General features: G+C 67.2%; 20 protein-coding genes. 5 read left to right on the top strand and 15 right to left on the bottom strand.

Annotated elements, in window-relative coordinates; genetic code table 11:
• Positions 1-71: 71 nt before the first annotated feature.
• The 5 genes from ASE95_RS08130 to ASE95_RS08110 all read right to left on the bottom strand — a co-directional run bounded on the left by ASE95_RS08130 (position 72) and on the right by ASE95_RS08110 (position 5,370).
• On the bottom strand, positions 72-1,850 hold the full coding sequence (locus ASE95_RS08130) for a sensor domain-containing phosphodiesterase (protein WP_056634305.1): 1,779 nt from the start codon (positions 1,848-1,850) through the stop codon (positions 72-74).
• Positions 1,851-1,950: 100 nt separating this feature from the next.
• The gene (locus ASE95_RS08125) at positions 1,951-2,856 is read right to left on the bottom strand and encodes a hypothetical protein (RefSeq protein WP_156347936.1); all 906 of its coding nucleotides are present in this window, start codon (positions 2,854-2,856) and stop codon (positions 1,951-1,953) included.
• Positions 2,857-3,213: 357 nt separating this feature from the next.
• Positions 3,214-3,549 carry a hypothetical protein gene (locus tag ASE95_RS08120; RefSeq protein ID WP_056634299.1) on the bottom strand — a complete coding sequence of 112 codons (336 nt, stop codon included), beginning with the start codon at positions 3,547-3,549 and terminating at the stop codon, positions 3,214-3,216.
• Positions 3,550-3,694: 145 nt separating this feature from the next.
• On the bottom strand, positions 3,695-3,964 hold the full coding sequence (locus ASE95_RS08115; protein ID WP_056634296.1) for a hypothetical protein: 270 nt from the start codon (positions 3,962-3,964) through the stop codon (positions 3,695-3,697).
• Positions 3,965-4,002: 38 nt separating this feature from the next.
• Complete coding sequence (locus tag ASE95_RS08110; protein WP_200918777.1) at positions 4,003-5,370, bottom strand: alpha-L-fucosidase; 1,368 nt, start codon at positions 5,368-5,370, stop codon at positions 4,003-4,005.
• Between the two features lie 227 nt (positions 5,371-5,597).
• Here ASE95_RS08110 and ASE95_RS08105 point away from each other — a divergent pair, with 227 nt between their 5' ends.
• Entirely contained in the window at positions 5,598-6,173 is a 576-nt protein-coding gene (locus tag ASE95_RS08105) for a PEPxxWA-CTERM sorting domain-containing protein (RefSeq protein ID WP_056634291.1), read from the top strand.
• Positions 6,174-6,429: 256 nt separating this feature from the next.
• Here the strand turns inward: ASE95_RS08105 and ASE95_RS08100 are convergent, their stop codons facing one another.
• The 4 genes from ASE95_RS08100 to ASE95_RS08085 form a co-directional block, all read right to left on the bottom strand.
• A complete protein-coding gene (locus tag ASE95_RS08100; protein ID WP_056634288.1) occupies positions 6,430-6,888 on the bottom strand; it encodes a DUF3429 domain-containing protein in 459 nt (152 codons plus the stop codon).
• Positions 6,889-6,891: 3 nt separating this feature from the next.
• Positions 6,892-7,527: a YbhB/YbcL family Raf kinase inhibitor-like protein gene (locus ASE95_RS08095; RefSeq protein ID WP_056634285.1), complete on the bottom strand. Its 636-nt coding sequence runs from the start codon at positions 7,525-7,527 to the stop codon at positions 6,892-6,894.
• A 67-nt stretch (positions 7,528-7,594) separates the two neighbouring features.
• Entirely contained in the window at positions 7,595-9,670 is a 2,076-nt protein-coding gene (locus ASE95_RS08090; protein ID WP_056634282.1) for a catalase, read from the bottom strand.
• Between the two features lie 117 nt (positions 9,671-9,787).
• The gene (locus tag ASE95_RS08085) at positions 9,788-11,998 is read right to left on the bottom strand and encodes an ATP-binding protein (protein WP_327196708.1); all 2,211 of its coding nucleotides are present in this window, start codon (positions 11,996-11,998) and stop codon (positions 9,788-9,790) included.
• A 163-nt stretch (positions 11,999-12,161) separates the two neighbouring features.
• On the opposite strand from ASE95_RS08085, the gene ASE95_RS08080 reads away from it, so the two are divergent.
• The gene (locus tag ASE95_RS08080) at positions 12,162-13,538 is read left to right on the top strand and encodes a DEAD/DEAH box helicase (RefSeq protein ID WP_056634279.1); all 1,377 of its coding nucleotides are present in this window, start codon (positions 12,162-12,164) and stop codon (positions 13,536-13,538) included.
• Positions 13,539-13,976: 438 nt separating this feature from the next.
• On the opposite strand, the gene ruvA is transcribed toward ASE95_RS08080, so the two are convergent.
• The 3 genes from ruvA to ASE95_RS08065 form a co-directional block, all read right to left on the bottom strand.
• Positions 13,977-14,573 (bottom strand): Holliday junction branch migration protein RuvA, encoded by a 597-nt coding sequence (ruvA, locus tag ASE95_RS08075; protein ID WP_056635958.1) that lies wholly within the window; start codon positions 14,571-14,573, stop codon positions 13,977-13,979.
• A 108-nt stretch (positions 14,574-14,681) separates the two neighbouring features.
• The gene (locus ASE95_RS08070) at positions 14,682-17,681 is read right to left on the bottom strand and encodes a glycosyl hydrolase family 28-related protein (protein WP_156347935.1); all 3,000 of its coding nucleotides are present in this window, start codon (positions 17,679-17,681) and stop codon (positions 14,682-14,684) included.
• Positions 17,682-17,789: 108 nt separating this feature from the next.
• Positions 17,790-18,071 carry a response regulator transcription factor gene (locus ASE95_RS08065; protein ID WP_056634275.1) on the bottom strand — a complete coding sequence of 94 codons (282 nt, stop codon included), beginning with the start codon at positions 18,069-18,071 and terminating at the stop codon, positions 17,790-17,792.
• Between the two features lie 204 nt (positions 18,072-18,275).
• On the opposite strand from ASE95_RS08065, the gene ASE95_RS08060 reads away from it, so the two are divergent.
• Positions 18,276-18,953 carry a FadR/GntR family transcriptional regulator gene (locus tag ASE95_RS08060; RefSeq protein ID WP_056634270.1) on the top strand — a complete coding sequence of 226 codons (678 nt, stop codon included), beginning with the start codon at positions 18,276-18,278 and terminating at the stop codon, positions 18,951-18,953.
• Positions 18,954-18,993: 40 nt separating this feature from the next.
• Here ASE95_RS08060 and ASE95_RS08055 read toward each other — a convergent pair whose 3' ends face one another.
• Positions 18,994-19,611, bottom strand: a complete 618-nt coding sequence (locus ASE95_RS08055; RefSeq protein ID WP_443025447.1) for a gluconokinase — start codon at positions 19,609-19,611, stop codon at positions 18,994-18,996.
• A 75-nt stretch (positions 19,612-19,686) separates the two neighbouring features.
• On the opposite strand from ASE95_RS08055, the gene ASE95_RS17610 reads away from it, so the two are divergent.
• Positions 19,687-20,067, top strand: coding sequence for a hypothetical protein (locus tag ASE95_RS17610; RefSeq protein WP_156347934.1), 381 nt, complete (start codon positions 19,687-19,689; stop codon positions 20,065-20,067).
• Here ASE95_RS17610 and gloA read toward each other — a convergent pair.
• Complete coding sequence (gene gloA / locus ASE95_RS08045) at positions 20,007-20,519, bottom strand: lactoylglutathione lyase (protein ID WP_056634264.1); 513 nt, start codon at positions 20,517-20,519, stop codon at positions 20,007-20,009. The genes ASE95_RS17610 and gloA overlap by 61 nt on opposite strands.
• Before the next feature lie 11 nt (positions 20,520-20,530).
• Complete coding sequence (locus ASE95_RS08040) at positions 20,531-20,956, bottom strand: organic hydroperoxide resistance protein (RefSeq protein WP_056634258.1); 426 nt, start codon at positions 20,954-20,956, stop codon at positions 20,531-20,533.
• A gap of 112 nt (positions 20,957-21,068) precedes the next feature.
• Between ASE95_RS08040 and ASE95_RS08035 the strand changes: the two genes are divergently transcribed.
• The gene (locus tag ASE95_RS08035) at positions 21,069-21,503 is read left to right on the top strand and encodes a MarR family winged helix-turn-helix transcriptional regulator (protein ID WP_056634254.1); all 435 of its coding nucleotides are present in this window, start codon (positions 21,069-21,071) and stop codon (positions 21,501-21,503) included.
• The last annotated feature ends 87 nt before the right edge of the window (positions 21,504-21,590 follow it).

The following is a 21,590-nucleotide window of genomic DNA, read 5'->3' as shown; positions in this document are numbered from 1 at the left end:
CGACGGTCGGTTGTACCCCGCCAACCGGTGTGACGCGCGCCGGGCGGGCGGGCGGACCCGGCCCGATCGGATCACGCGGTCATCAGCGTCCGTTCCCGCCGGGCGGGGTCGGCAGCCCAGTGCGCGAACTGATCCTCGTCCATCGGTCGCGCGAAGAGGAAGCCTTGCGCTTCCTCACACCCCAGTCGCGTCAGGACGGCGGCGGCCTCGCTCGTCTCCACGCCCTCGGCAACGCAGCGATAGCCCATCTTGTGAGCGAGCCCGATCATCGTTTCCACAAGGACGAAGTCGGGGCCTGCCGGCGCCGTCAGGTTGCGGACGAACGCCTGGTCGATCTTCACGACCCGCGCGGGCAGCCGCTGCAGATAGGCCAGACTGCTGTGTCCGGTGCCGAAATCGTCGATCGCCAGGCAGATGCCGGTTTCGGCCAGCTGGCGAAGAATGGCCAGCGCCTGATCGGGCTGGTCCATGATCGCGCTTTCGGTGAGTTCGATCTCAAGCTGCCCCGGCCGCAGATTGCGCTTCAGCAGCCCCAGCTGGATACGCTCGATCAGGTCGGCCTCGCCGAGGTTCGCCGCCGAGATGTTGACCGAAAGTACGAACGGCGGCTCGCCTCGTGGTCGGCGCTGGAGGTGATCCATCGCGGTATCCAGCACCCATTGGGTCGCCGCCCGCACCAGCGACGTCTGCTCCACCAGCGGAATGAACTCGGCCGGCGATATCTCGCCCAGTCGCGGATGCCGCCAGCGCAACAGCGCCTCGGCACCGATGCAGCGGCCGGTCGCCAGCTCGACGCGCGGTTGGTACACCAGCCGCAACTGGTCCCCGGCCTCGAGCGCGTCACCGAAATCCCTCAGCAAGCCATATTGGCGCTGATGAGCCGTATCGTTCGAGAACGAATAGCGCGCGATCGAGCCATCGGCATGCCGGGCGTCCTGCGCCGCGCTGAAGGCGCCGCGCAGCACATCGTCGGCCGGCACCTCGCCCGTGACGAATGGGCGCATTCCGATCGCGACCGTGGTGACGAACCGCATCGACGACGTGGCCCGAAGCATTTCGAACTTCGACTGGAGAAGCTGCGTGTAGGTTGCGTCGTCGACGTCGGGCGATGACAGGAACGCGAAATGGACGGGGCCGACGTGATAGGCGTTGCGATCCGGACCAAGCGCGTCGCGAAGTCCATGGGCGGCCTCCCGGATCAGGTCGTCCACGCTTGCTCCGCCCATGGCACGGGTGATCTTACTGATCTGATCGTCACGGGCGAGGTCGATGACCACGGCCACCCGCCGTTCGCCGGGATGGTCGCGCGCCAGATCGACGAGGTCGTCGCGGAATTGATTGCGGGTCGGCATGCCGCTGACCGGATCGATCCGTCCGAAGGCGTGCTGCAACTCGATCTGCGCCATGACCATCGCCGCCAGATCGGCGAGCGCGGCGAGTTCGGACGGCGTCGCTTGCCGCGGCTCGGTGCCGAGGACGCACAACGCCCCAAGCCCGTAACCGTCGCTCGTGACGAGCGGGGCTCCGGCATAGAAGCGCGTACCGGCACGGCTCAGCACGCTGTCGGCGTAGCGCGGGTTGGTGAGGAAATCCTCGATCACCACCGGCTTTCGCGCTTCGGCGACCTCGGCACATGGCGCCTTGTCGCGGGGGATGCTGTGATGATCGATGCCGACGCGCGACTTGAACCATTGCCGGTCGCGATCGGTCAACGACACCGCAGCAACCGGCAGCGCGAAGATCTGGCTCGCCATCCGGGTGATGCGATCGAAGCTCTCGCTTGCCGGCGTGTCCAGCAGCTTGAGCTGGCACAAGGCGCCGAGCCTGGCCTCTTCCTGATAGTCCCGCACGCAACGTCCTCCGTCCGGTCGATTTATCACTCGATTCTTAATGGTTCGTCGCCATCAGCCTTTGCGGGGCCGGTGCTGCTTGCCCGGGTGGCGATCGCTGTCAGCGGGCGCCCAGGCTGTCGAACAGGCGGCGGAGGTAGCCGATGTTCAGCCGGCTGCGCGCCATCTGCTGCGGCGTGGCGAGCGCGGCGGCCGGGACGATCACGCCGCGCTCGCTTATCGACACCGACCCACGCTCGACCAACGTCGCCACATGCCGCCTGACGGTTTCGAAGGGCAGCTTCACCTCCGCGGCGACCCGCCGCAGCGATACTGGCTGCCGCTCGGCATCGGGTAGCGGATGGCGCGCCTCCGCATAGCCTTCCGGCAGTTGCTCGTTCGACAGCAATCCGCGCACGTTGGCGGCGATGATGGCCGCCCAGATGCTGCCGGCCGTGATGCTGCCGTGCTGCTCGGTGAACCCCTCCAGGCTGCGCACCGCGAAGTCGACGATCAATCTGGCGACGCGGGCGCTGCTCGCCTCGCACGGGTTGACGGGCAGAGACTGGAAGCCCTGCAGGCGCATCCGGTCGAGCAATGCGCCAAGCGTCGCCGCATCCTGCTCGGCCAGCGAGCCCGGCCCTCCGCAGATCGTCGGGTTCAACGGCACGATGTACCGGTCGCCGGTTTCCTGGATGATCTCGCGCTGGTGGAGCGCGCGGATACGCTTGCGCACGGTTTCGTAGCTAAGCCCCATCGAGGCCGACACTGCAAGGACGCTGGCCGGGCGCCTCCGACCGTTCGGCAGGTCAAGTCCCGCCGTCGTGGGGGGAAGATGGGCCAGATTGGCGCTGATGACCGCTTGCAGGATCACGGTGTCCACGCGATCCACATCCAGCGCGTTCTGCCACCGTATTCCCCGGTTCAACAGAAACTCGCCGATGTGACTGGCAGCCAATCTGCCGAACGCGGGCCTGACGATCAGCTCGTCGGTGTCAGCCAATGCTGTGTCAGCTGCTACCTTCACCGATGCGATCCTGCCCTGCCGCGCCGCGAATTGTTCTTTCGCCGGCCGGCCCGGCTATCGCCGAAGGTCATTGCGAAACCGTGTAGGCACCACAAGAAAATAGAATTTTCCACAATTTTTTCGGAAGTTACATGCTGCAGTACGCCTGCCACGCTCGACTTTGCCGAAGCGAGGCACACCTGCCCCGCGATCGCCACCTTCTCCCCACGATCCGGCTTTAGACGCCGCAGCGGGGCGCTTCCGCCCCACGGACAGCAGGTCGCGCCGTCTGCGCTTTGCGTATGCAGGCGGAGCGACTTGTCCCTGGCCGTTCGCCGGCCGGCACGCGTGACAGCCGGCCCGCCCGGCGGCGCGCGCCTATGGCTTCCTGCCACAATGCGCGCGGACCTGCTGCGCGAGGTCGATCTCACCGCCGACGAGTGCGGCATCGGCGGCGTCGCCGCATCGTCCGTCGGCAACCAGATCGCGGACCCTGCTCGGCAGCAGGCGGGCGCGTTCCGCCTGGCTATCGTAGGCGGAGCGCGTGGCAGCGGATTGCACGGCCTGGAAATCGGCTTCGACCTGCGCGCGCTGCTCAACCATCCGGCGCTGCTCCAGCTCGCTGAAGGTCGGCGGCCTTCCGGTGTTGCAAAGGTAATCCGTCGGTGCGCAGCTCCCTGCGGACACGACCTGCATCAGCATGGCGATGATCATAGCGGTCCCACGATCGCAAGAGGGGACGGCCGTTCGACGCGGCCGCATGCCCCACATCGTGTTCGGGTAACGGCGATACCAGCCCCCGGCATCGCCATCACGGCACCGATGCGCTGGACGGAGCCGAATCGCCACGCGGCGTCGGCTACTTCGTGATCGCGCCCTCCCGATCCCGTGCCGTGAGCGGCACCGAGGCACGGCCGACGCGATCCGCAGGGTCGGTGCTGGACACCGCGTCCGCGGGCGTTCCTTTGCGCGTGGCGTGCAGATGGCGAAGGATCAACGCCAGATCCTCTTCTGTCAGCATACTCGCCGGGTCGATGACGATGCCGCCGGGCATCGGCTCCACCCATGCGGCAAGCCGGTTGCACGCGGCGCCCAGCGCGGGATCAGCGGAGTCGTCGAACGAAGCCATATGCCCGACCTACGCCTGCGCGACCGGAGGGGGCAAGATCACCGCAGCCGAAGCTCGATGATCTGGTCCCAGCTGTTCCCGATCGGCGGAATGCCCGAAAGCTCGATATCGCCGCCCCGCGCTGCGATGCCGATCGGCGTGCCGGCGTCCAGCAACCGCGCAGACGCCACCTTGCCCTTGATAGGCAGCACGACGCGACCCTGGTGCTTTCGAAGAAGATGGACATACACCGTCTTGCCGAGCTGCGTGGTGACGCCCCAGTCACCCGGCGCGGTCGGCCCGCCGCGCGTGTCGTAGATGCTCCTGCCGTTCGCCTTCAGCCACTCGCCGATCTTTTGGAAGGTCTCCAGATTTTCCGGCTGGATCTCTCCGTTGGGCATTGGACCGGTGTTCAGCAGCAGGTTGGCGTTGCGGCCGGCGGCGCCGACCAGTGTGCGGACCAGCGTCTCCGGAGACTTGTACTTGTCGTCCACCAGGTTGAAGCCCCAGCTTCCGTTCATGGTTTCAGCCGTTTCCAGCGGGAGCCGACCGATGCTGGCGGTGCCGCTGTAGCCCATCGAATTCTCGCCGGGCAGATCGCGCTCGAACGTTTGGTAATCCTCGCCGGGGAAGGGCGCATGATGGTGATTGTTGACAATCAGCGCGGCAGGCTGAAGCTGGTGGATAAGCCGGTAGGTGCGGTCGAGCCGCCAGCGATCGCGTAGCGGCGTCTTCTCCTGATCCCACCAGCCATCGAACCAGATTCCGCCGATCGGGCCGTATTGCGTCAACAACTCGCGCAGCTGCGCATCCTGATAGTCCAGGTATTTTTCCCAGTCTCCGGTTTCCGGGCGCCCCGCGGCATGCCCCGTGCGGCCGCGCGGATAGTAATCGGGATGGTGCCAGTCGAGTTGCGAATAGTAGAAGAACAGCTTTACGCCCTGACGACGGCAAGCCGCCGCCAGTTCGGCGATCGGATCCCGCTTGAACGGCGTCGCCTTCACGACGTTATAGGACGACACCTTGCTGTCGAACATCGCGAAGCCGTCGTGATGCTTGCTGGTGATGACGATGTAGCGCGCGCCGGCATCCTTGAACGATCGCACCCAGGCGTCGGCATCGAATGCGACCGGATTGAAGAACCTTGCCAGCCGCTCGTACTTGTCGGCCGGGATCTTGTTGTCCTGCATGATCCACTCGGCCACCCCCGCCGAACCGCTACCACCCAGTTCGCTGTACAGGCCCCAATGGAGAAAGACCCCGAATTTCGCATTCCGGAACCATTCGCGCGCTTCCAGGTTCGCGGTCGCCGGTTCGCCCGTCGTCGCACCCTGCGCCCGTGCGACGTGAGGCAGCGTGGCGGCCGTCGCGACGATAGCTGCAAGGGCGGTCAATCCATGACGAATGCGCATCTTCGTGTCGGCCATACCACTCTCCCGGTTCGCCTGCGTTTTGCGGTCGCGATCGTGATAGCTTGCGCGATAGCGGGTAGATAGTCGGGGGCGCCGGTCGTTGCGCCGGTCGCAGGCCGCCCCTGTCTCCGGGAATGCCGCGCTGCGTGATCGAGAGGAATCATTAACGCTTTGTTAACCAGTTCATGTAACATCCGATCAATAGGCAGCCGTGCGCGGTCGCTCATAAAAAGGGATGAGACATGAAAAAGCATCTTCTGGCAGGTTTGACGCTTTTGGCGGCCGCTGTCGCCACCCCGGCGTCCGCCGCAACGTCGATCGGCGATGTCGTGACATGCGGCGCCGCCAACTTCTCCTGTTCAGAGGAGCAGGCCACGATCGGGGCGGGTGCCGAATTCGGGCTTGATTTCGACCTGCTGGGAACATTGCTGACGGCAGATTTCTCCAACGGACTGCTGACGATCCGTAATGCCAACAATCCCGATTTCGCGGACGGCCTCGGCTTCGGAAACGATTTTATCGTGCAATTCTCCAATGTGACGAGTGCGTTCACCTTCGCCTCGCTCGGCACGATGAGCGACGTCTTCGACTTCAGCGAGTCGAACATCAGCCTCGACGATGACGGGTTCCTGACGCTCGATCTGTCGAACACCAGCTTCGCACCAAGCGGCTCGTTGCAGGTGCGGCTCGATCAGGCACCGTCGCAGGGCGCCGTGCCGGAGCCAGCGACGTGGGCGATGATGATCCTGGGCTTCGCCGTCGTCGGCCATGCGCTGCGCCGCCGGAAGGCCGCTGAGCCGCTGCTCGTACGCGCCTGACGCCACGATCGTCCGGCCCGCCGTCACCTTGTCGGCGCGGCGAGCCGGACAATCGGCACGTGTTCGTTTCTTGCGCCGCGGGACGATACCGCCTCGCGCACCGGAACGGCGAGCGTCGCTTTCGGTTGCCCACACGACGGCAACGCTCGGCGCCCTGAACGCCGTGGCAGATCAGAAGGCTGGCAGCACCCGGTCATGCCCGGTTATGACAAGGGCGTACCGACGCAACGATCCGCCACCCGCCGCTGCCGTCGCGTCATCCGCGCGCGGCCAGCATCGCCAGCAACAGCGTCAACGCACCCAGCCCGCCGGATAGCAGGTGGCGCAATCGACGCCATGCCGGCACTTCCCCCATCAACGATCCGACCATCCGGTCGCCGAGCGGGCTGACCAGCAGCGCCGCCGCCAGCACGATCAGCGGCCCTTGCGGGGCCACGATGCCGAGCAGCCACGGCAGCAGCACCGCCCATCCGACCAGACTGGGCGCGACCGCCAGCGCATAGGGCCACCAGCGCGCGTCGCTGCGGCACAGCGCCTGCATCCACCACATGCCGCCAAGGAACGACAGGATCACCGCGGCATACAGGCCACCGACGATCGCCGCCGCCGCGCCATATTGCGGATCGGCGAGGGCCACCAGCACGCACGCCACCTGCGGCGACAGTCCCGCCCCGCCAAGCACCAGCGGCGGCGCGCGCAGGCGCACGTCGGTCATCGCTCAGACCACCTGCGGTGTCGCGGGCACCGGGCCGATCGGGATTTCCTCGCCGCGCGAGTACGTGCCGACAAGCATGCCCGCCGCCAGCACCCGGCCGCGGATCGCCTCCATCAGGTCGGAGCGCCCGGGATTGACGTCGATCGGCACGGCCTCGCCAAGCGCGAACAGCTGGAAGACGTAATCGTGGCTGCCGTGCCCGGTCGGAGGATCGGGCGGCAACCAGCCTTCCTGGCTGTAGCTGTTGCGGCCGACATCCGATCCATCGAACCCGCCATGGCCGTCCGCCGCGATCGCACCCTCGGGCAGCGCACCATCGCCCGGCGGCAGGTTCCATACGATCGCATGGACCAGCGGATTGGGGGTCGGTGCGTCGGGGTCCTCAACGATCAGCGCCAGCGCCACAGCGTCCGCGGGAACGCCGCGCCATGCCAGCGGCGGCGACACGCCCTCGCCATCCGCGGTGAAGCGTTCGGGCAACCGCGCGCCGTCGGCAAAGGCGATGCTGCTCAGTTCGAGCCGCCGGTCGCCATGGACCGCGCCGGTGACGATGCCATCCTGTAGGATCGCCAGCCGGGCGTGGCCGGCGCGAACGTTATGCAAAAGGCTGCCGAGCCAATGCGGGACGTGTTCGAGCATGATGGTTTCTCCGTTCGCACCAACCGCCGACCGCGCGCGAGGTTGCCGCGCGCAGCCGGCCGTTCGATCACGCCAGCGTGCGGACGTTGGGCTCGCGGTCCCAATACCGCTGCTTGGCGGCATCGACGAACGTCTCCAGATCGGTGACGCCCGCATCCGGCTCCACTCCGGCCTTGTCGAGCAGCGGCTTGGCGGCGGCGTTGTGACCGATCGCCTTCAAATGGCCGAACGCGTCCATCACCCATTGCACCGCAGCGCCTTCCTTCACCAGCTTCGCACACGCCGGCTCCGACAGGATCACCGCGCAGGCATCGACCGTGACGGAGGGCTGGCCGAACAATTGCGCGTCGGCCTTTACGGCGGTGCCATCTGACAAAGGCACCGCGCCGACCTTGGGCGCGATCGTCAGCGGGTTGCCACCGGCCGCCTTCACCGCCGCGATCGTCGCCTCGAACTCCTCGCGGTCGGTGCCCTCCGCAAACAGGATGCCGACGGTGCGACCCTCCAGCGTGTGCTTTTCCAGCGGCCCGCGCACGATGCGCAGCGCGGGCGACGGCGCCATGTCCAGCACCGGCGCGCTGGTCGGCGACGCCGCCGGCAGGTCCATCGCCAGTCCGTCGGCGACACGCTGCGCCAGTTCCTCGTCGACGTTGCGCAGGTTCGCCATCTGCGCGATCCGGATGTGCGGGATCGTCACCTTGCTCAGCTCGAACACGAACGCCGATGCGATGTGCGCCTGTTCGGCCTTGTCCATCGAACGCCAGAACAGTCGCGCCTGCGAATAATGGTCGGCGAAACTTTCGGCGCGGATGCGCAGCTTCTGCCCGCCCTCTTCGGCCGGGAACGTCTTGAAGCCGTTCGGGTCCTCGCGGGGGCCACCGGCCTCGCCCGCCAGATGCAGGCTGTTCGGCTCGTAATTGGCGCGGCCCTTCGGCACCTGCATCTGCATATGGCCGTCGCGCTGCATGTTCATGAACGGACAGCCGTCGCGCCCCTTCGCCTGGTTGATCGGCAGCTGATGCCAGTTGGTCGAACCCAGCCGCTTGATCTGCGTGTCCTGGTAACTGAACAGCCGGCCCTGCAGCAGCGGATCGTTGCTGTGGTCGATTCCGGGGACCATGTGACTGGGGCAGAAGGCGACCTGCTCGGTCTCGGCGAAGAAATTGTCGGGATAACGGTCCAGCACCATCTTGCCGACGATCCGTACCGGCAGCACTTCCTCCGGGATGATCTTGGTCGCGTCCAGCACGTCATAGGGCTGGCTGTTGGCGAACTCCTCGTCGAACAGCTGCACGCCCAGATCCCATTCGGGATAGTCGCCGCGCCCGATCCGCTCGAACAGGTCGCGACGCTGGAAATCGGGATCGGCGCCGGCGATCTTCACCGTCTCGTCCCAGATCGTCGAGGCGAGCCCGGCGCGCGGCTTCCAGTGGAACTTGACGAAGGTGCTCTTGCCCTCCGCATTGACGAAGCGGAAGGTGTGGATGCCGAACCCCTCCATCGTCGCGAAGCTGCGCGGCAGCGTGCGGTCCGACATCGCCCACATGATCATGTGGGTCGATTCCGGCATCAGCGAAATGAAATCCCAGAAGGTGTCGTGCGCGGTCGCCGCCTGCGGATAGCCGCGATCGGCCTCCATCTTGGCGGCATGGATCAGGTCCGGAAACTTCATCGCGTCCTGGATGAAGAAGACCGGGATGTTGTTGCCGACCAGATCCCAATTGCCCTCGCGCGTATAAAATTTCACGGCGAAACCACGCACGTCGCGCGGCGTATCGATCGATCCCGCGCCGCCCGCGACGGTCGAGAAGCGCGTGAACACCTCGGTACGCTGGCCCTTCTTGCCGAACAGGTCCGCACGGGTGATGTCGGCCAGGCTGTCGGTGCACTCGAAGTAACCGTGGGCGGCCGAACCGCGCGCATGGACGATCCGCTCCGGGATACGCTCATGGTCGAAGTGGTTCATCTTCTCGCGATAGACTTCGTCTTCCAGCAGCACCGGCCCGCGCGCGCCGACCTTCAGCTGGTTCTGGTTGTCCGACACCGGCATGCCGTGGTTGGTGGTCAGCACGGGGTGATCGGCATCGGTCGTCTGATGCGTCTCGCCGCCATGGCCGGCCGGGCGGGTGATGGTGTCGGTCATGGGAATCCTTCTCGAACCCGTCGGCGTCAGCCTGCGGTTGCCCTGGGTAAATAACCGGCAGCACAGCGCGGTTCCGCCGAAACGCCATCGCATGGGAATAGGCCGGCTCTGGACCGCTTACCCGTCCGACAGCAACGACCGTACCTTGGACGCCAGTCCTTCCATCGTGAACGGCTTGGTCAGCAGCGCGACGTGCGGATCGAGCTGCCCGCTGCCGATCACCGCATTTTCGGCATAGCCGGTGATGAACAACACCCGCAGCGTCGGGAAGCGCGCGAGCGCCGCGTCCGCCACCTGCCGCCCGTTCATCGCGCCGGGCAGCCCGACGTCGGTGACCAGCAGGTCCGGGCGGATACCACTGTCCAGGATGCGCAGCGCCGCCGCGCCGTCGCCCGCCTCCAGCACGGTATAGCCCAGTTCGTCGAGCACCTCGATCACCAGCATCCGCACCGTCGGTTCGTCATCGACCACCAGCACCGTGGGCAGCCCGAGCGGCGGAGGCGTGCGGTCGAGCGGCAGCGCCATGTCCTCCTCCTCGACCACCGACCCGTGATAGCGCGGCAGATAGATGCAGACCGTCGTCCCCTGCCCTTCCTCGCTGTAGATGCGCACCTGCCCGCCCGATTGCCGCGCGAAGCCGTAGATCATCGACAGGCCCAGCCCGGTGCCCTCGCCCAGCGGCTTGGTGGTATAGAACGGATCGAACGCACGCGCCTGCACCTCCGGGGTCATGCCGGCACCCGTGTCGCTGACGCACAGCGACAGATATTGCCCGGGCGGCAGGTCGCGTGGGCGCGCCGCACGCTCGTCGAGCCAGCGATTGGCGGTTTCGATCGTCACCCGTCCGCCGTCCGGCATCGCGTCACGCGCGTTGATGCACAGGTTCAGCAGCGCGTTTTCCAGCTGGTTGGGATCGACCAGCGTGTTCCAAAGCCCTGCGGAGCCGACCACCTCCAGCGTGATCGCGGGGCCGAGCGTGCGGTGCACCAGTTCCTGCATCCCGGTCACCAGCCGGTTGACGTCGGTAGGGCGCGGATCGAGCGTCTGGCGGCGGGAAAAGGCGAGCAGCCGGTGGGTCAGTGCCGCCGCACGGCGCGTCGCACCCTGCGCAGCGACGACATAGCGGTCCAGCTCGCCGATCCGCCCCTGCGACACGCGGATCTGCATCATCTCCAGCGCGCCGGAAATGCCGGTCAGCAAATTGTTGAAATCATGCGCCAGTCCGCCGGTCAGCTGGCCGACCGCTTCCATCTTGTGCGCCTGACGAAGCTGTTCCTCGACCGCCATCAGCGCGGCGGTGCGCGACTCCACCTCCTGCTCCAGCCGTTCGTTGAGCATCGCCAGTTCGTGTTCGGCACGACGGCGCTCCACCGCGTCGCGGGTACGTTCCGCCACCTCGCGCACGAACGCCACTTCCTCGTCCAGCCATTCGCGTGGTTCGGCATGGTTGAGATACAGCAGGGCGACGAACCCGCCGCGCTCGGTCACCGGCATGTTGATGAACGACATCGCCGCAATGCTCTTCAGTGCGTCGGCGGTTGCGCGGGTACGATCGTCATCGCGCACGTCGGCGATCGTCACGGTCACGCCGTGCTTCAGGTCCTCGATATAGCTGCCATAGTCGCGAAAATGCAGCACCGTCGGCAACGGCGCGATCCCGTCGGCGCAGAATGCCCGTTCAGTGGTGATCGTCTCCGCGACCGGATCGACCGTGCCATAACCGGCGCGGCTGACGTCCAGCGCACGGCCCAGCACGCACGCCGCAGCCAGCGCCAGATCGCCCGCGTCACCCGGATCGCGCAGCCGGTCGCCCAGTTCGACCAGCGCCGCCAGCCGCAACTCGGCGCGTTTGCGCAGGTCGATGTCGAAGCTGACTCCGGGCAGGTGCGTCACGGCACCGCTCTCGTCGCGGTCGACGCGGCCCTGCGCGGCCAGCCAGCGCCAGCGGCCGTTCGCGCCGACCACGCGATATTCCTGCTCGAACGGCTCGCCGGTGGCGATGCTGTGCGCGATCGCGACGCGCACCCGCGGCAGATCCTGCGGCGCGATGCCATTGAAGAACGACGCTATCGGCGCGCCCTGCGTCGCCATGTCCGGATCGACACCGTACAGCCGCGCGAACCCCGGATCGCACGTGACGAGGTCGTTGGTTACGTCCCAGTCCCAGCGTCCGACCGATGAAGCATCGGGCGCGCGCCGCAACGGGGACTGGGGCGTTGAATTGGTTGTTGAAGTATCGGCCATGGCGGGGGGCGAACGCGACAGGTACGCGTCGGTTGCGCCCACCCGCGCGCCGATCCGCTTGACTTTCGCGGCCGGATCGGCCATCTGACGCGGCATCGAGGCGTTGGCAGCGTGATCGGACCTTTCGGGTCCCGGCTCCGCCTCGGTCGTTTTTCACGGGCTTCCCAAGTCACGCGGGGTGTCGATCTTCCCCGCCATTCGTGCGTCCGATCGACGCGCGGGTGCGCCTGTACAGGATTATATTTCCATGTCTTTCGCTCATCTCGGCCTTGCCGAGCCGCTGGTCCGCGCGCTCGAGGCCAAGGGCTATACCGAACCGACGCCGATCCAGCGCGATTCGATCCCGCAGCTGCTGGAAGGCCGCGACCTGCTGGGTATCGCGCAGACCGGCACCGGCAAGACCGCGGCGTTCGTGTTGCCGTCGATCCAGCGGCTGAACGACGCGGGCAAGCGCGTGCTGCCGACGCATTGCCGCATGCTGGTGCTGGCCCCCACGCGTGAGCTGGCCAGCCAGATCGCCGATTCGGCGCGCGCTTATGGCCAGTTCTCGAAGATGTCGGTCGCCACCGTGTTCGGCGGCACCAGCATCAACAAGAACCGTGCCGACATGTCGCGCGGCGTCGACATTCTGGTCGCCACCCCCGGTCGGCTGATCGATTGCGTCGAGCAGGGTTACATCAACCTGTCGATGATCGAGATCCTGGTGCTGGACGAAGCCGACCAGATGCTCGATCTGGGCTTCATCCACGCGCTCAAGAAGATCGTGCGCATGGTCCCGCGCAAGCGCCAGACGCTGTTCTTCTCGGCGACGATGCCGGTCGCGATCCGTGATCTGGCCTCGCAATTCCTGATCGACCCGGCGACCGTGTCGATCAAGCCCGCCGCCACCACCGCGGAGCGCGTCGACCAGTCGGTCGTGTTCTGCAACCAGTCGGAAAAGCAGGCGCTGTTGACGATCCTGCTGCGCGACATGCCGGTCGACCGGGCGTTGGTGTTCACCCGCACCAAGCATGGCGCGGACCGCGTCGTGAAGCTGCTGGCCGGCAACGGCGTCGCCGCCAATGCCATCCACGGCAACAAGAGCCAGCCGCAGCGTGAGCGCGCGCTGGCGCTGTTCAAGTCGGGCGAGGTGCCGATCCTGGTCGCCACCGACATCGCCGCGCGCGGCATCGACGTGTCCGGGGTCAGCCACGTCTTCAACTTCGAACTGCCCAACGTGGCCGAGCAATATGTCCATCGCATCGGCCGCACCGCGCGCGCCGGGCGCAGCGGCGAGGCGATCGCCTTTTGCGCGGACGACGAGAAGCCCTATCTGAAGGACATCGAGAAGGTGACCCGGCAGAAGATCCCGGTCAGCGAACTGCCCGAGGATTTCCTGAAGCAGGCCGAGCAGTTGAAGGCGCAGCGCGTCAAGACGATGGGTGCCGATCCGGCCCCGCGTGAGGATCGCCCGCGCAGCCAGCGTGGACCGGCGCGTCCCAAGGCCAGCCATGCGCCGCGCGCGACGCCGGGTTCGGCGCAGGGCCGCAATTACGCCAATGCGACCGCCGGTGGGGGCGGTGCCCGCCGCAGCCGCGGGGGACGCGGGCGTGGCCGTGGCGGCGCCGCGGCGACCGCGCAGTAAGAAACATGCAGGCGCGGGTCGTGCAGGCCCGCGCCGCCGGCACAGCAGCGGTGCCAGGGCCGGTCGTCGGGCCGCAGCTGGATCAACATCCGGCGCTTCACGGATGCCGGAACGCTCGCCAACGAAGATCGGGCATTCGTCCGGGCGACCGCACTCACGCGATCGCGCGCATTTGCTCCATCCATCCTTCGTTGCGAGCGCAGCGGAGCAAACCAGCGTTCGGCGCAATGCCCTCGCTTCCTTCGCTACGCCCGCCACAGCGGCCCTCGGAAGGGGGGGCGGCTCACTGTCGATCAGCTCCGGCATCCGGGCGGACCGACGCTCCGTCCCTGCCGTCCCGTCACTCCGGATCGCGCGCCGAATGACGGCCGAAGCGACAAGTCGATCCCGCGTGGACCAAGCGCCGCCATCCGGCCCGGCTCACGTCGGACGCGTCCGCTATTTGGCGGCCTTGCGCAATGCCAGCCGGACCAGCGCGTCCAGCGATGCGCCGTCGCCCAGTTCCTCCTCCGCCGCCGCCACCGCCGACGCCGCCTCCGCAGGACGGAAACCGAGGTTGAGCATCGCGGATACCGCGTCCGCCCCGGCCCCGACCGGCAGGACCTGCGCCGCCGCCGCCGATCCGAGGGCGACGCCGCCCACCTTGTCCTTCAACTCGCGCACGATCCGTTCGGCCAGCTTCGGTCCGACGCCGTTGGCGCGCGCCACCGTCGCCTTGTCCTGCGCCATCACCGCGCGGGCGATATCCACCGGCTCCAGCGCGGACAGGATCGCCAGCGCCACCCGTGCACCGACGCCCTGTACCCCCGTCAGCAGCCGGAACCAGTCGCGCTCCGCCGCGCTGGCGAAGCCGACGAGGCGGATGAAATCCTCCGCGACCAGCATCTCGGTGAACAGGGTCGCCGCCTCGCCGACCGGTCCGATCGTCGCCAGCGTCCGCGCCGACGCACCGACCAGATAGCCGACGCCGTGCACGTCGATCACCGCATGGTCGATGCCGGTGGAGGTGAGAATGCCCTTGAGATGCGCGATCATGCCGGCGACGTAGAGCAATGCGAAGGCGGCGTCATCCACCCCGCCGCCATTCCCGCCGATGCGGTCATGGCCGGCGCGGGCATCATCGCCGACGCGACGATCCCCGCCTCAAAGACCCACGCCGTACAGCGCGTGATGCGTCAGTACGTAGAGCGTCCGCCGGTCCGCGCCGCCGATCAACAATTGCAGCGGCCGCTCCGGCACGTCGATGCGCCGCGTCGGCGTTCCGTCGGGCGCGTAGACGAAGATCTGCCCGTTCGCGACGTACAGGTTGCCCGCATCGTCGCGCGCGACGCTTTCGCCGCCGCGCGGTGCCACCACCTTCAGATCGGTGACACTGCCGGCTTCACCGACCAGCCCGCTATAGGTCAGGTTCTCCGACGCGTTGGTCAGCGTCACCCGTGCGCCCTGTACCGCCCCGACCAGTCCATAGGCATCGAGCGTGTCGGACCAGCGCCAGCCGAGGTGATCGTCCGGACCCTGGTTCCACACCCGGAACGCCGGCAACGCCAGCGATCCGTCGGGCGAGACATATTCCTGCGGCTTCGCCTCCCCCAGCTTGGCGGTGAAGAACGCCGAGATCGGCGGGTATTCGTAGGTTTTGGGATCGATCCGGTCGGCGAACTCGCCGTTCGCCCACACATTGACCGGCAGCAGCGTCGTCGCCTTGCCGCGCGTCCGGGCCGGCGTGGGCGCGATCGCGCGCACGTCCGCCGGCCGGGCGGGGTCGATGCTGTACACGCTGCCGTCGCGCCCGGCGGAGGATTGCACCAACAGCCGCCCCGACCGGTCGACCGCCAGATTGACCGGGTCGAGCGGCGCATCGGACACGGTCGTCAGGCCTTCGCCGGGTGAGAAGCCGTGGATGCGCTGGAAGAAGCGGTCGATGAAGTACAGCTTGCCCTTGGCATCCACCGCGCCGCCCGCGATCGAGTAGAAACCGTCCGCCAGCTTCGCGACGCCCGGCGTGACCGGGATCGCGGTCTCGGCGGTGGCGCTGGCCGGGGCGGCGGGGATGTCGAGCTTCGCGAACTCGCGCTCGCGCACCTCCTGCCGCCGGGTCATGTCCTTTATGGCGTTCTCGAACGGATATTTGCTCGCGCGCAGGAACGTGCCGCACCCCTTGGCATCGCAGCTGGCGAAGCCGCTTTCCGCGTTCACGTGCACGTTGCGGAAACGGATGCCGCCGGAATTGAACAGCTTTACCGCCGCGTCCATCGGCTTGATCGTCCGCGTCACGCGATACCCGTGGTAATTGGCGAACAGGATGTCGCGCGAGTTGTGGAACTCGGTCGACACCGCGTTCACCCCGTCGCGCACTTCCTGTTCGGTCTGCGGTGCCAGGAACTCCCAGTTGCGGACGTTATCGAGCACGATCTCGGCGCGGTAATGATGTTCGGCGGACAATTGATAGACATGTCCGGGCGTGCTGGTGTCGGAAACGTGGAAGCCGGCCGAGGCCAGCGTGTTCGGCGACCAGATCGCCGAAAACGTGCCGCCGCCGCCGTCGGTCACCCAGATGCTGGGGTATTGGCCGTCGGGGCGCGCGCGCGGATCGTTCTGGCTGATCGGGCTGCCCCTGGTCAGCACCGTGCCGCCGCCGCCCTGGATCTTGACGTCGTTGACCTCGGACGTCGCGCCTGCTTTCCACAGCAGCGCGGTCGCGCGCCGGTTGATCGCGCCGGTCCACAGCCCCAGGCCGTGGACGATGGCGTTGCCGCCCTTCGCACTTTCGATCATCGCCTTCGCGCCGCCGATCCCGGTGAAGGCCGGCGTCTCGTCGGGCAGATAGACGTGCGTCAGGCTGGGGTGCAGCGCGATCAGCACGCTGTCGGGACGCAGCCTGATCGTGTCGGTCACGCGGTAACGGCCCATCGGCAGATACACGACGCGGTGAGTGTCGATCGCGCGTTGCAGCGCGGCGGTATCGTCGCTGGCGTCGTCGCCCTTCACCCCCAGGTCGCGCGCGTTCGCCCATTCGCGCACCGGCGGCAGCGCGCGGATCGCGTTCGCCGGGCGTTTCGGCACCCGGCCCAGCGTGGTCATCGTCACATCGGTGGCGGTCGCGCCGATGGTGCCGAGGCCGCCCAGTTTCAGCCCGTGCGAGAAATCGGCGACGCGGTAGCGGGCGCCCTTGCCGTCCACCGTCTTCCCGCTGTCGCGAAAGCGCGCGAACACCGGCGTATCGATCGCGATCGCATCGTCGAAGCCGATCTGGGTGAAGGCGCTGTTCTCCTCGGAGATCAGCACCGCGGCGCGCGACACCCGCTCGAACCGCACCTGCTTGCCCCACAGCGAATCGGAATAGCCGCGGTCGATCTCGATCCCGACCGGCGTGTCGCGGATCGCGACGTTGACCAGCGTCAGGTCGACCTCATGCTCCCGGATCGCCGCATCGCGCTGTCCCTGGAAATCCGAATCGATCAGCGTGAACTGCCATGCGGGTGAGGTCTTTTCCGACATGATGCCGTAGCGCCCGCCGTAGAAGCGCAGGTTCTCGAACTCGTTGCCGGCCTGATAGACTCCGGCCAGCCCCGATCCGATGTGGAAATCGACATGGCGGAGATAGCCGTGCTGCGCGACGCGGAAGCGAACGGCGACCGCGCCGGCGTTGCCGGCACCGATGCGGAAATCGATGTTCGACAGCGCGGAATAGAAGGTGCTGGACGTCGCGTCGAAGATCGCCGGGTCGAACGGCACGCTGGTGGGCGGCGGCACCGGTGCCTTGCCGACCCGGTATTGATCCTCGCCGGTGAAACTGACCATCGCGGCGACCCCGCCCGCGAAGCCGGCGGTGTCGTCGCCCAACACGATCTCGGGCCGGGTCCGGCCCACCCCGAACAACCGCACCGCGGTCCGCACGAAGATCGTGCGCGTGATCCGGTACTTGCCCGACGGCACGAAGACGACGCCGCCGTTGCCGCTTGCCGCGGCGGCGTCGATCGCCTGTTGCAACGCGGCGCTGTCGTCCGCCACCCCGTCGCCGGCGCCCTTGACGACGATGGCGCGGGGATCGGCGGGTTGCGTTTGATAGACCGAGGTGGAGGCCGCCGCCGGGGCCGCCAGCGCCGCGGTCAACGCCGCCCCGATCAGCCAACCTGTCCGCATCGCCCGCCTCCCATCGAATTACCGGCTTTTGCTAGCGCTAACAGGCAGCTGCTTCATGCGCGACGAAGGTCGTATGTCGTTTCCCGCCCGCCGGGCAGCGCCGGTCGGCTACGCCTGCAACGGAGCGGACGACGGCATCACGCCGACCATGTCCTGCGCCAGCGCCTGCGCCGCCATCGCCACCTGCGTGCGGTTGCGGACGTTCAGCTTGCGCATCAACGCGGTCATGTGCGCCTTCACCGTCGCTTCCGCGATCCCCAGGTCGAACGCGATCTGCTTGTTGAGCAGCCCCGAATGGACGCCGTGCATCACCTTCAGCTGCGTCGGGGTCAGTTGCGCCACCGCCGCGAGATCCCCGGCCACGGGCATGTCGTGTGCGATCCCTGCCATCCTCTCCTCCCTTCATGCGATCGTCCGCCGCTCCGTCGATTACGGATTCGGTCGGACAAGTTGGACGATATGAACCGTAGCGGAGCCTTCAATCAAGGTGTTAGCGAAAGATTATCGCATAAAGCTGTCCAACAGCCACCACGCGCACCCTCGCCACCGCCGCAAGCGGCCGCTAGGCTCGCCACAACGGGGAGGGGACCGCCGGTGAGCGAGGGACGACTGGCCGACCGCGCCTATGCGGCGATCGTGGGCATCATCAACGACGACGGGCTGAACACCGGCGACCGGCTGCCGTCCGAGGCGCGGCTGGCCGAAACGTTCGGCATGTCGCGCACGATCGTGCGCGAGGCGCTGGCGCGGCTGGCCTCCGACGGCATCACCGAGGCGCGGCGCGGCGCGGGCAGCTACGTCATGCGTCGCCCGTCCGAACGGCTCGGCACCCATTTGCCCATGGATGCGCTTGCCGCGACGCTGGGCACCTATGAAGTCCGCTTCGTGCTGGAGGCGGAGGCTGCGCGGCTGGCGGCGCTGCGTCGCTCGCACGCGCAACTCGACGCGATCGGGGCCGCACTGGAGGCGCTTCGCGTCGCACTGTTCTCGAACGCGCCCGCGCATGACGAGGATTGGCGGCTGCACCGCGCCATCGCGATCGCAACGGGCAATGCCGCGTTCGTGCCGGTGTTCGACCATCTGCACGACAGCGTCATGCGGATCATGCGCGCGGGGGTCGATATCTCCCGCTCGCGCCCGCCACAGGTGATCGACGCGATGATGGAGGAGCATGACGCGATCGTCGACGCGATCCGCGTCCGCGATGCCGATGGCGCGGCGCTCGCGATGCGCTGGCACCTGTCGCAGGGCCGCAAGCGGCTGATGCCGTAAGACGGGCCGGCCGACGCCGCCGGTTATCCGATCATCAGCGTCAACGATGGGCGGTGATCGCCAGCCAGGCATCCACCTCTTCACACAGCACCGCCGGTGCGCGCGCCGCGTCCAGCACCAGTGCCGTCTCGCCCGGCACGGGGCGCTCCAGCGTCGCCAGTTGACTATCGAGCAGCGTCGCCGGCATGTAATGATCCGAACGCGCCGTCATCCGTCGCGCGATCTCGCCCGCCGCGGTATCCAGCAATACGAAGCGTAGCGGCATCCCAGCCGCATGTTCCAGCCGCATACGATAGGCGTGGCGCAGGGCCGAGCACGCAGCCACCGCCGCGCCCTTTTCGCGTGCCGTATCGCCGAGCGCCGCACCCAGCCGGTCGAGCCACGGCCAGCGATCGGCATCGGTCAGCGCCGCGCCCGCGCGCATCTTCGCCACGCTGGCGGGGGCGTGGTAATCGTCTCCCTCCAGGAACGGCGCGTCCCACGCCTTTGCCAGCATCATGCCCAGCGTCGACTTGCCGACCCCGCTGACCCCCATGACCACGATCGCGCGGACGGGGCCGCCTGCCTGTTGATCCACCACGTCTCTCCCGCCAGCGCTTGTGCCGTCGCTATCGCGCGCCGCCCGGTCGCTCGCCAGCGCGACCTTTGTCGCAGGCATCCCGACCTTGGTGGCGGATGACCCGTGAACGCGCGACGCGGTACCATAACGTCGTTCGGAACCCGCCAGCTGCATATGGGCGCGCCCGTCATGGCAGATGGATCATGGCCAAGGCATTCCGCCGCCGTTCGCGGTTTGCCCGCGTTCCACCAACGACGATCCGACGATCGACGCCAACCGGATAAAGGCCCGTTCTGTTTCGATATCGGTGCGACCGTGAACGTCACCAACGAAGTCAGCATGTTCGTGAAGGTCGATAATCTGTTCGACCGTGATCCCGAACCGTCGCCGCAAACCCATACCGGGCTGGACGTCAACCCGGCACCTTACGACATGCTCGGCCGCGTCGTCCGCATCGGCGTGCGCAGGCGCTTCCGACGGCGACCCGCCACGCGTCAACCCTCCCCGGCGATCACGGCGGTCATCCCCGACGGCGACAGGATCTCGATCCAATAGCCGTCGGGATCGGCGATGAACGCGATGTCCTTCATTTTGCCATCCTGTGGACGCTTGCGGAACGGCACGCCCAGTTCCTCGAACCGTGCGCAGGCCGCGGCGACATCGGGCACCGCAATGCCCAGATGCCCGAAGCCGCGCGGCTCCGTATTGCCGTCATGATAGCCGGCGAAGTCGGAGTCGCTTTCGGTGCCCCAATTGTGCGTCAGCTCCAGCGTCGTCTCACGCGTGAAGATGAAGCGCGCCCGGGCGGCCGGATTTTCTGGCACGGTCTCACCCTCGCCAAGATAGGCGAGGAAGAACAGCGAGAAGCGCATTTCCGCGAAGTCGAGCCGCTGCAACAGCGTCATGCCCAGCACGTCGCGGTAAAAGGCCAGCGACGGTTCGGGGTCGCGGATCCTGAGCATCGTCTGGTTCAGTACGAAACCTTCGGTGCCGGGCGTGCGGGGCATGGGTCGTCCTTTCAGGCGAGCGTCAGGCCGACATCGACGTTGCCGCGCGTCGCGTTGGAATAGGGGCAGATCCGGTGCGCGGCGTCGACCAGCTTCTGCGCTTCATCTCGGTCCAGGCCCGGGAGCGCGACGAGCAGGTCGGCGGTGATCCCGAAACCACCCTCGGACCGCGGGCCGATCCCGACGGTGGCGGTGACCGTCACGTCGCCGGGTACCTTCACCTTCAGCTGCTGCCCGGCGACCTTCAGCGCGCCGATGAAACATGCCGAATAGCCCGCAGCGAACAGCTGCTCCGGATTGCTGCCCTCGCCGCCGGCCCCGCCCAGTTCCTTCGGCGTCGACAGCGCAACGTCGATACGGCCATCCTCGCTACGGGCATGACCGTCACGGCCGCCGGTGGCGGAGGCGGTGGTGCTGTACTTCACGTCGACGCTCATGGTCTGCTCCTGTTATCGCGCGAATCATTATCGTAATAACGAGATAGCGCGACCAGCGACGCGCGTCCAGCTAAAATGTATCGCGATAACGAATATCGTGTTACATCGCGCCATGTCCTCAGCCCTTCCCCTCGACGATCAGCTCTGTTTCACGCTCTACGCCGCCAGCATGGCGGTCGGGCGCGCGTACAAGCCGTTGCTGGACGACCTGGGCATCACCTATCCGCAATATCTCGTGCTCCACGCCTTATGGGAGCAGGACGGGCGTACGATCGGCGCGATCGCCGAGCGGCTGGCGCTCGAATCGAGCACGATCACACCGCTGGTCAAGCGGCTGGAGGCGGCGGGGCACGTCGGCCGACAGCGCGATCCGCGCGACGAGCGGCTGGTGCGCGTGACCCTGAGCGACAGCGGGCGCGGCTTGCGCGAACGCTGCGGATGCCTGGGCGAGATGTTGATCGCGCGCAGCGGGATGACGCTGCCGCAGATCGATGCGCTCAACCGCCAGATCGGAGAATTGCGCGCCGCGTTGACCCGGATCGGGTAAGCCGGCGCGGTTCCTGAACGGACCACGCGGCGGCGCGACAAAGTGACACAATTTCGGCGTTCACGCGCGACGGCGCTGCGACATGCC

The organism is Sphingomonas sp. Leaf231, assembly GCF_001421995.1.
Classification (GTDB): domain Bacteria; phylum Pseudomonadota; class Alphaproteobacteria; order Sphingomonadales; family Sphingomonadaceae; genus Sphingomonas.
The sequence above is the reverse complement of the archived record's forward strand: the minus strand, read 5'-3'. Positions and strand labels throughout refer to the sequence as shown.

Excerpts from the sequence above, each read along its gene's own strand:
- ASE95_RS08120 (WP_056634299.1), bottom strand. The coding sequence starts at position 3,549 with ATGATCATCGCCATGCTGATGCAGGTCGTGTCCGCAGGGAGCTGCGCA.
- ASE95_RS08115 (WP_056634296.1), bottom strand. The coding sequence starts at position 3,964 with ATGGCTTCGTTCGACGACTCCGCTGATCCCGCGCTGGGCGCCGCGTGC.
- ASE95_RS08110 (WP_200918777.1), bottom strand. The coding sequence starts at position 5,370 with ATGGCCGACACGAAGATGCGCATTCGTCATGGATTGACCGCCCTTGCA.
- ASE95_RS08105 (WP_056634291.1), top strand. The coding sequence starts at position 5,598 with ATGAAAAAGCATCTTCTGGCAGGTTTGACGCTTTTGGCGGCCGCTGTC.
- ASE95_RS08100 (WP_056634288.1), bottom strand. The coding sequence starts at position 6,888 with ATGACCGACGTGCGCCTGCGCGCGCCGCCGCTGGTGCTTGGCGGGGCG.
- ASE95_RS08095 (WP_056634285.1), bottom strand. The coding sequence starts at position 7,527 with ATGCTCGAACACGTCCCGCATTGGCTCGGCAGCCTTTTGCATAACGTT.
- ASE95_RS08090 (WP_056634282.1), bottom strand. The coding sequence starts at position 9,670 with ATGACCGACACCATCACCCGCCCGGCCGGCCATGGCGGCGAGACGCAT.
- ASE95_RS08085 (WP_327196708.1), bottom strand. The coding sequence starts at position 11,998 with ATGGCCGATCCGGCCGCGAAAGTCAAGCGGATCGGCGCGCGGGTGGGC.
- ASE95_RS08080 (WP_056634279.1), top strand. The coding sequence starts at position 12,162 with ATGTCTTTCGCTCATCTCGGCCTTGCCGAGCCGCTGGTCCGCGCGCTC.
- ruvA (WP_056635958.1), bottom strand. The coding sequence starts at position 14,573 with ATGATCGCGCATCTCAAGGGCATTCTCACCTCCACCGGCATCGACCAT.
- ASE95_RS08070 (WP_156347935.1), bottom strand. The coding sequence starts at position 17,681 with ATGCGGACAGGTTGGCTGATCGGGGCGGCGTTGACCGCGGCGCTGGCG.
- ASE95_RS08065 (WP_056634275.1), bottom strand. The coding sequence starts at position 18,071 with ATGGCAGGGATCGCACACGACATGCCCGTGGCCGGGGATCTCGCGGCG.
- ASE95_RS08055 (WP_443025447.1), bottom strand. The coding sequence starts at position 19,611 with ATGCCTGCGACAAAGGTCGCGCTGGCGAGCGACCGGGCGGCGCGCGAT.
- ASE95_RS17610 (WP_156347934.1), top strand. The coding sequence starts at position 19,687 with ATGGGCGCGCCCGTCATGGCAGATGGATCATGGCCAAGGCATTCCGCC.
- gloA (WP_056634264.1), bottom strand. The coding sequence starts at position 20,519 with ATGCCCCGCACGCCCGGCACCGAAGGTTTCGTACTGAACCAGACGATG.
- ASE95_RS08040 (WP_056634258.1), bottom strand. The coding sequence starts at position 20,956 with ATGAGCGTCGACGTGAAGTACAGCACCACCGCCTCCGCCACCGGCGGC.
- ASE95_RS08035 (WP_056634254.1), top strand. The coding sequence starts at position 21,069 with ATGTCCTCAGCCCTTCCCCTCGACGATCAGCTCTGTTTCACGCTCTAC.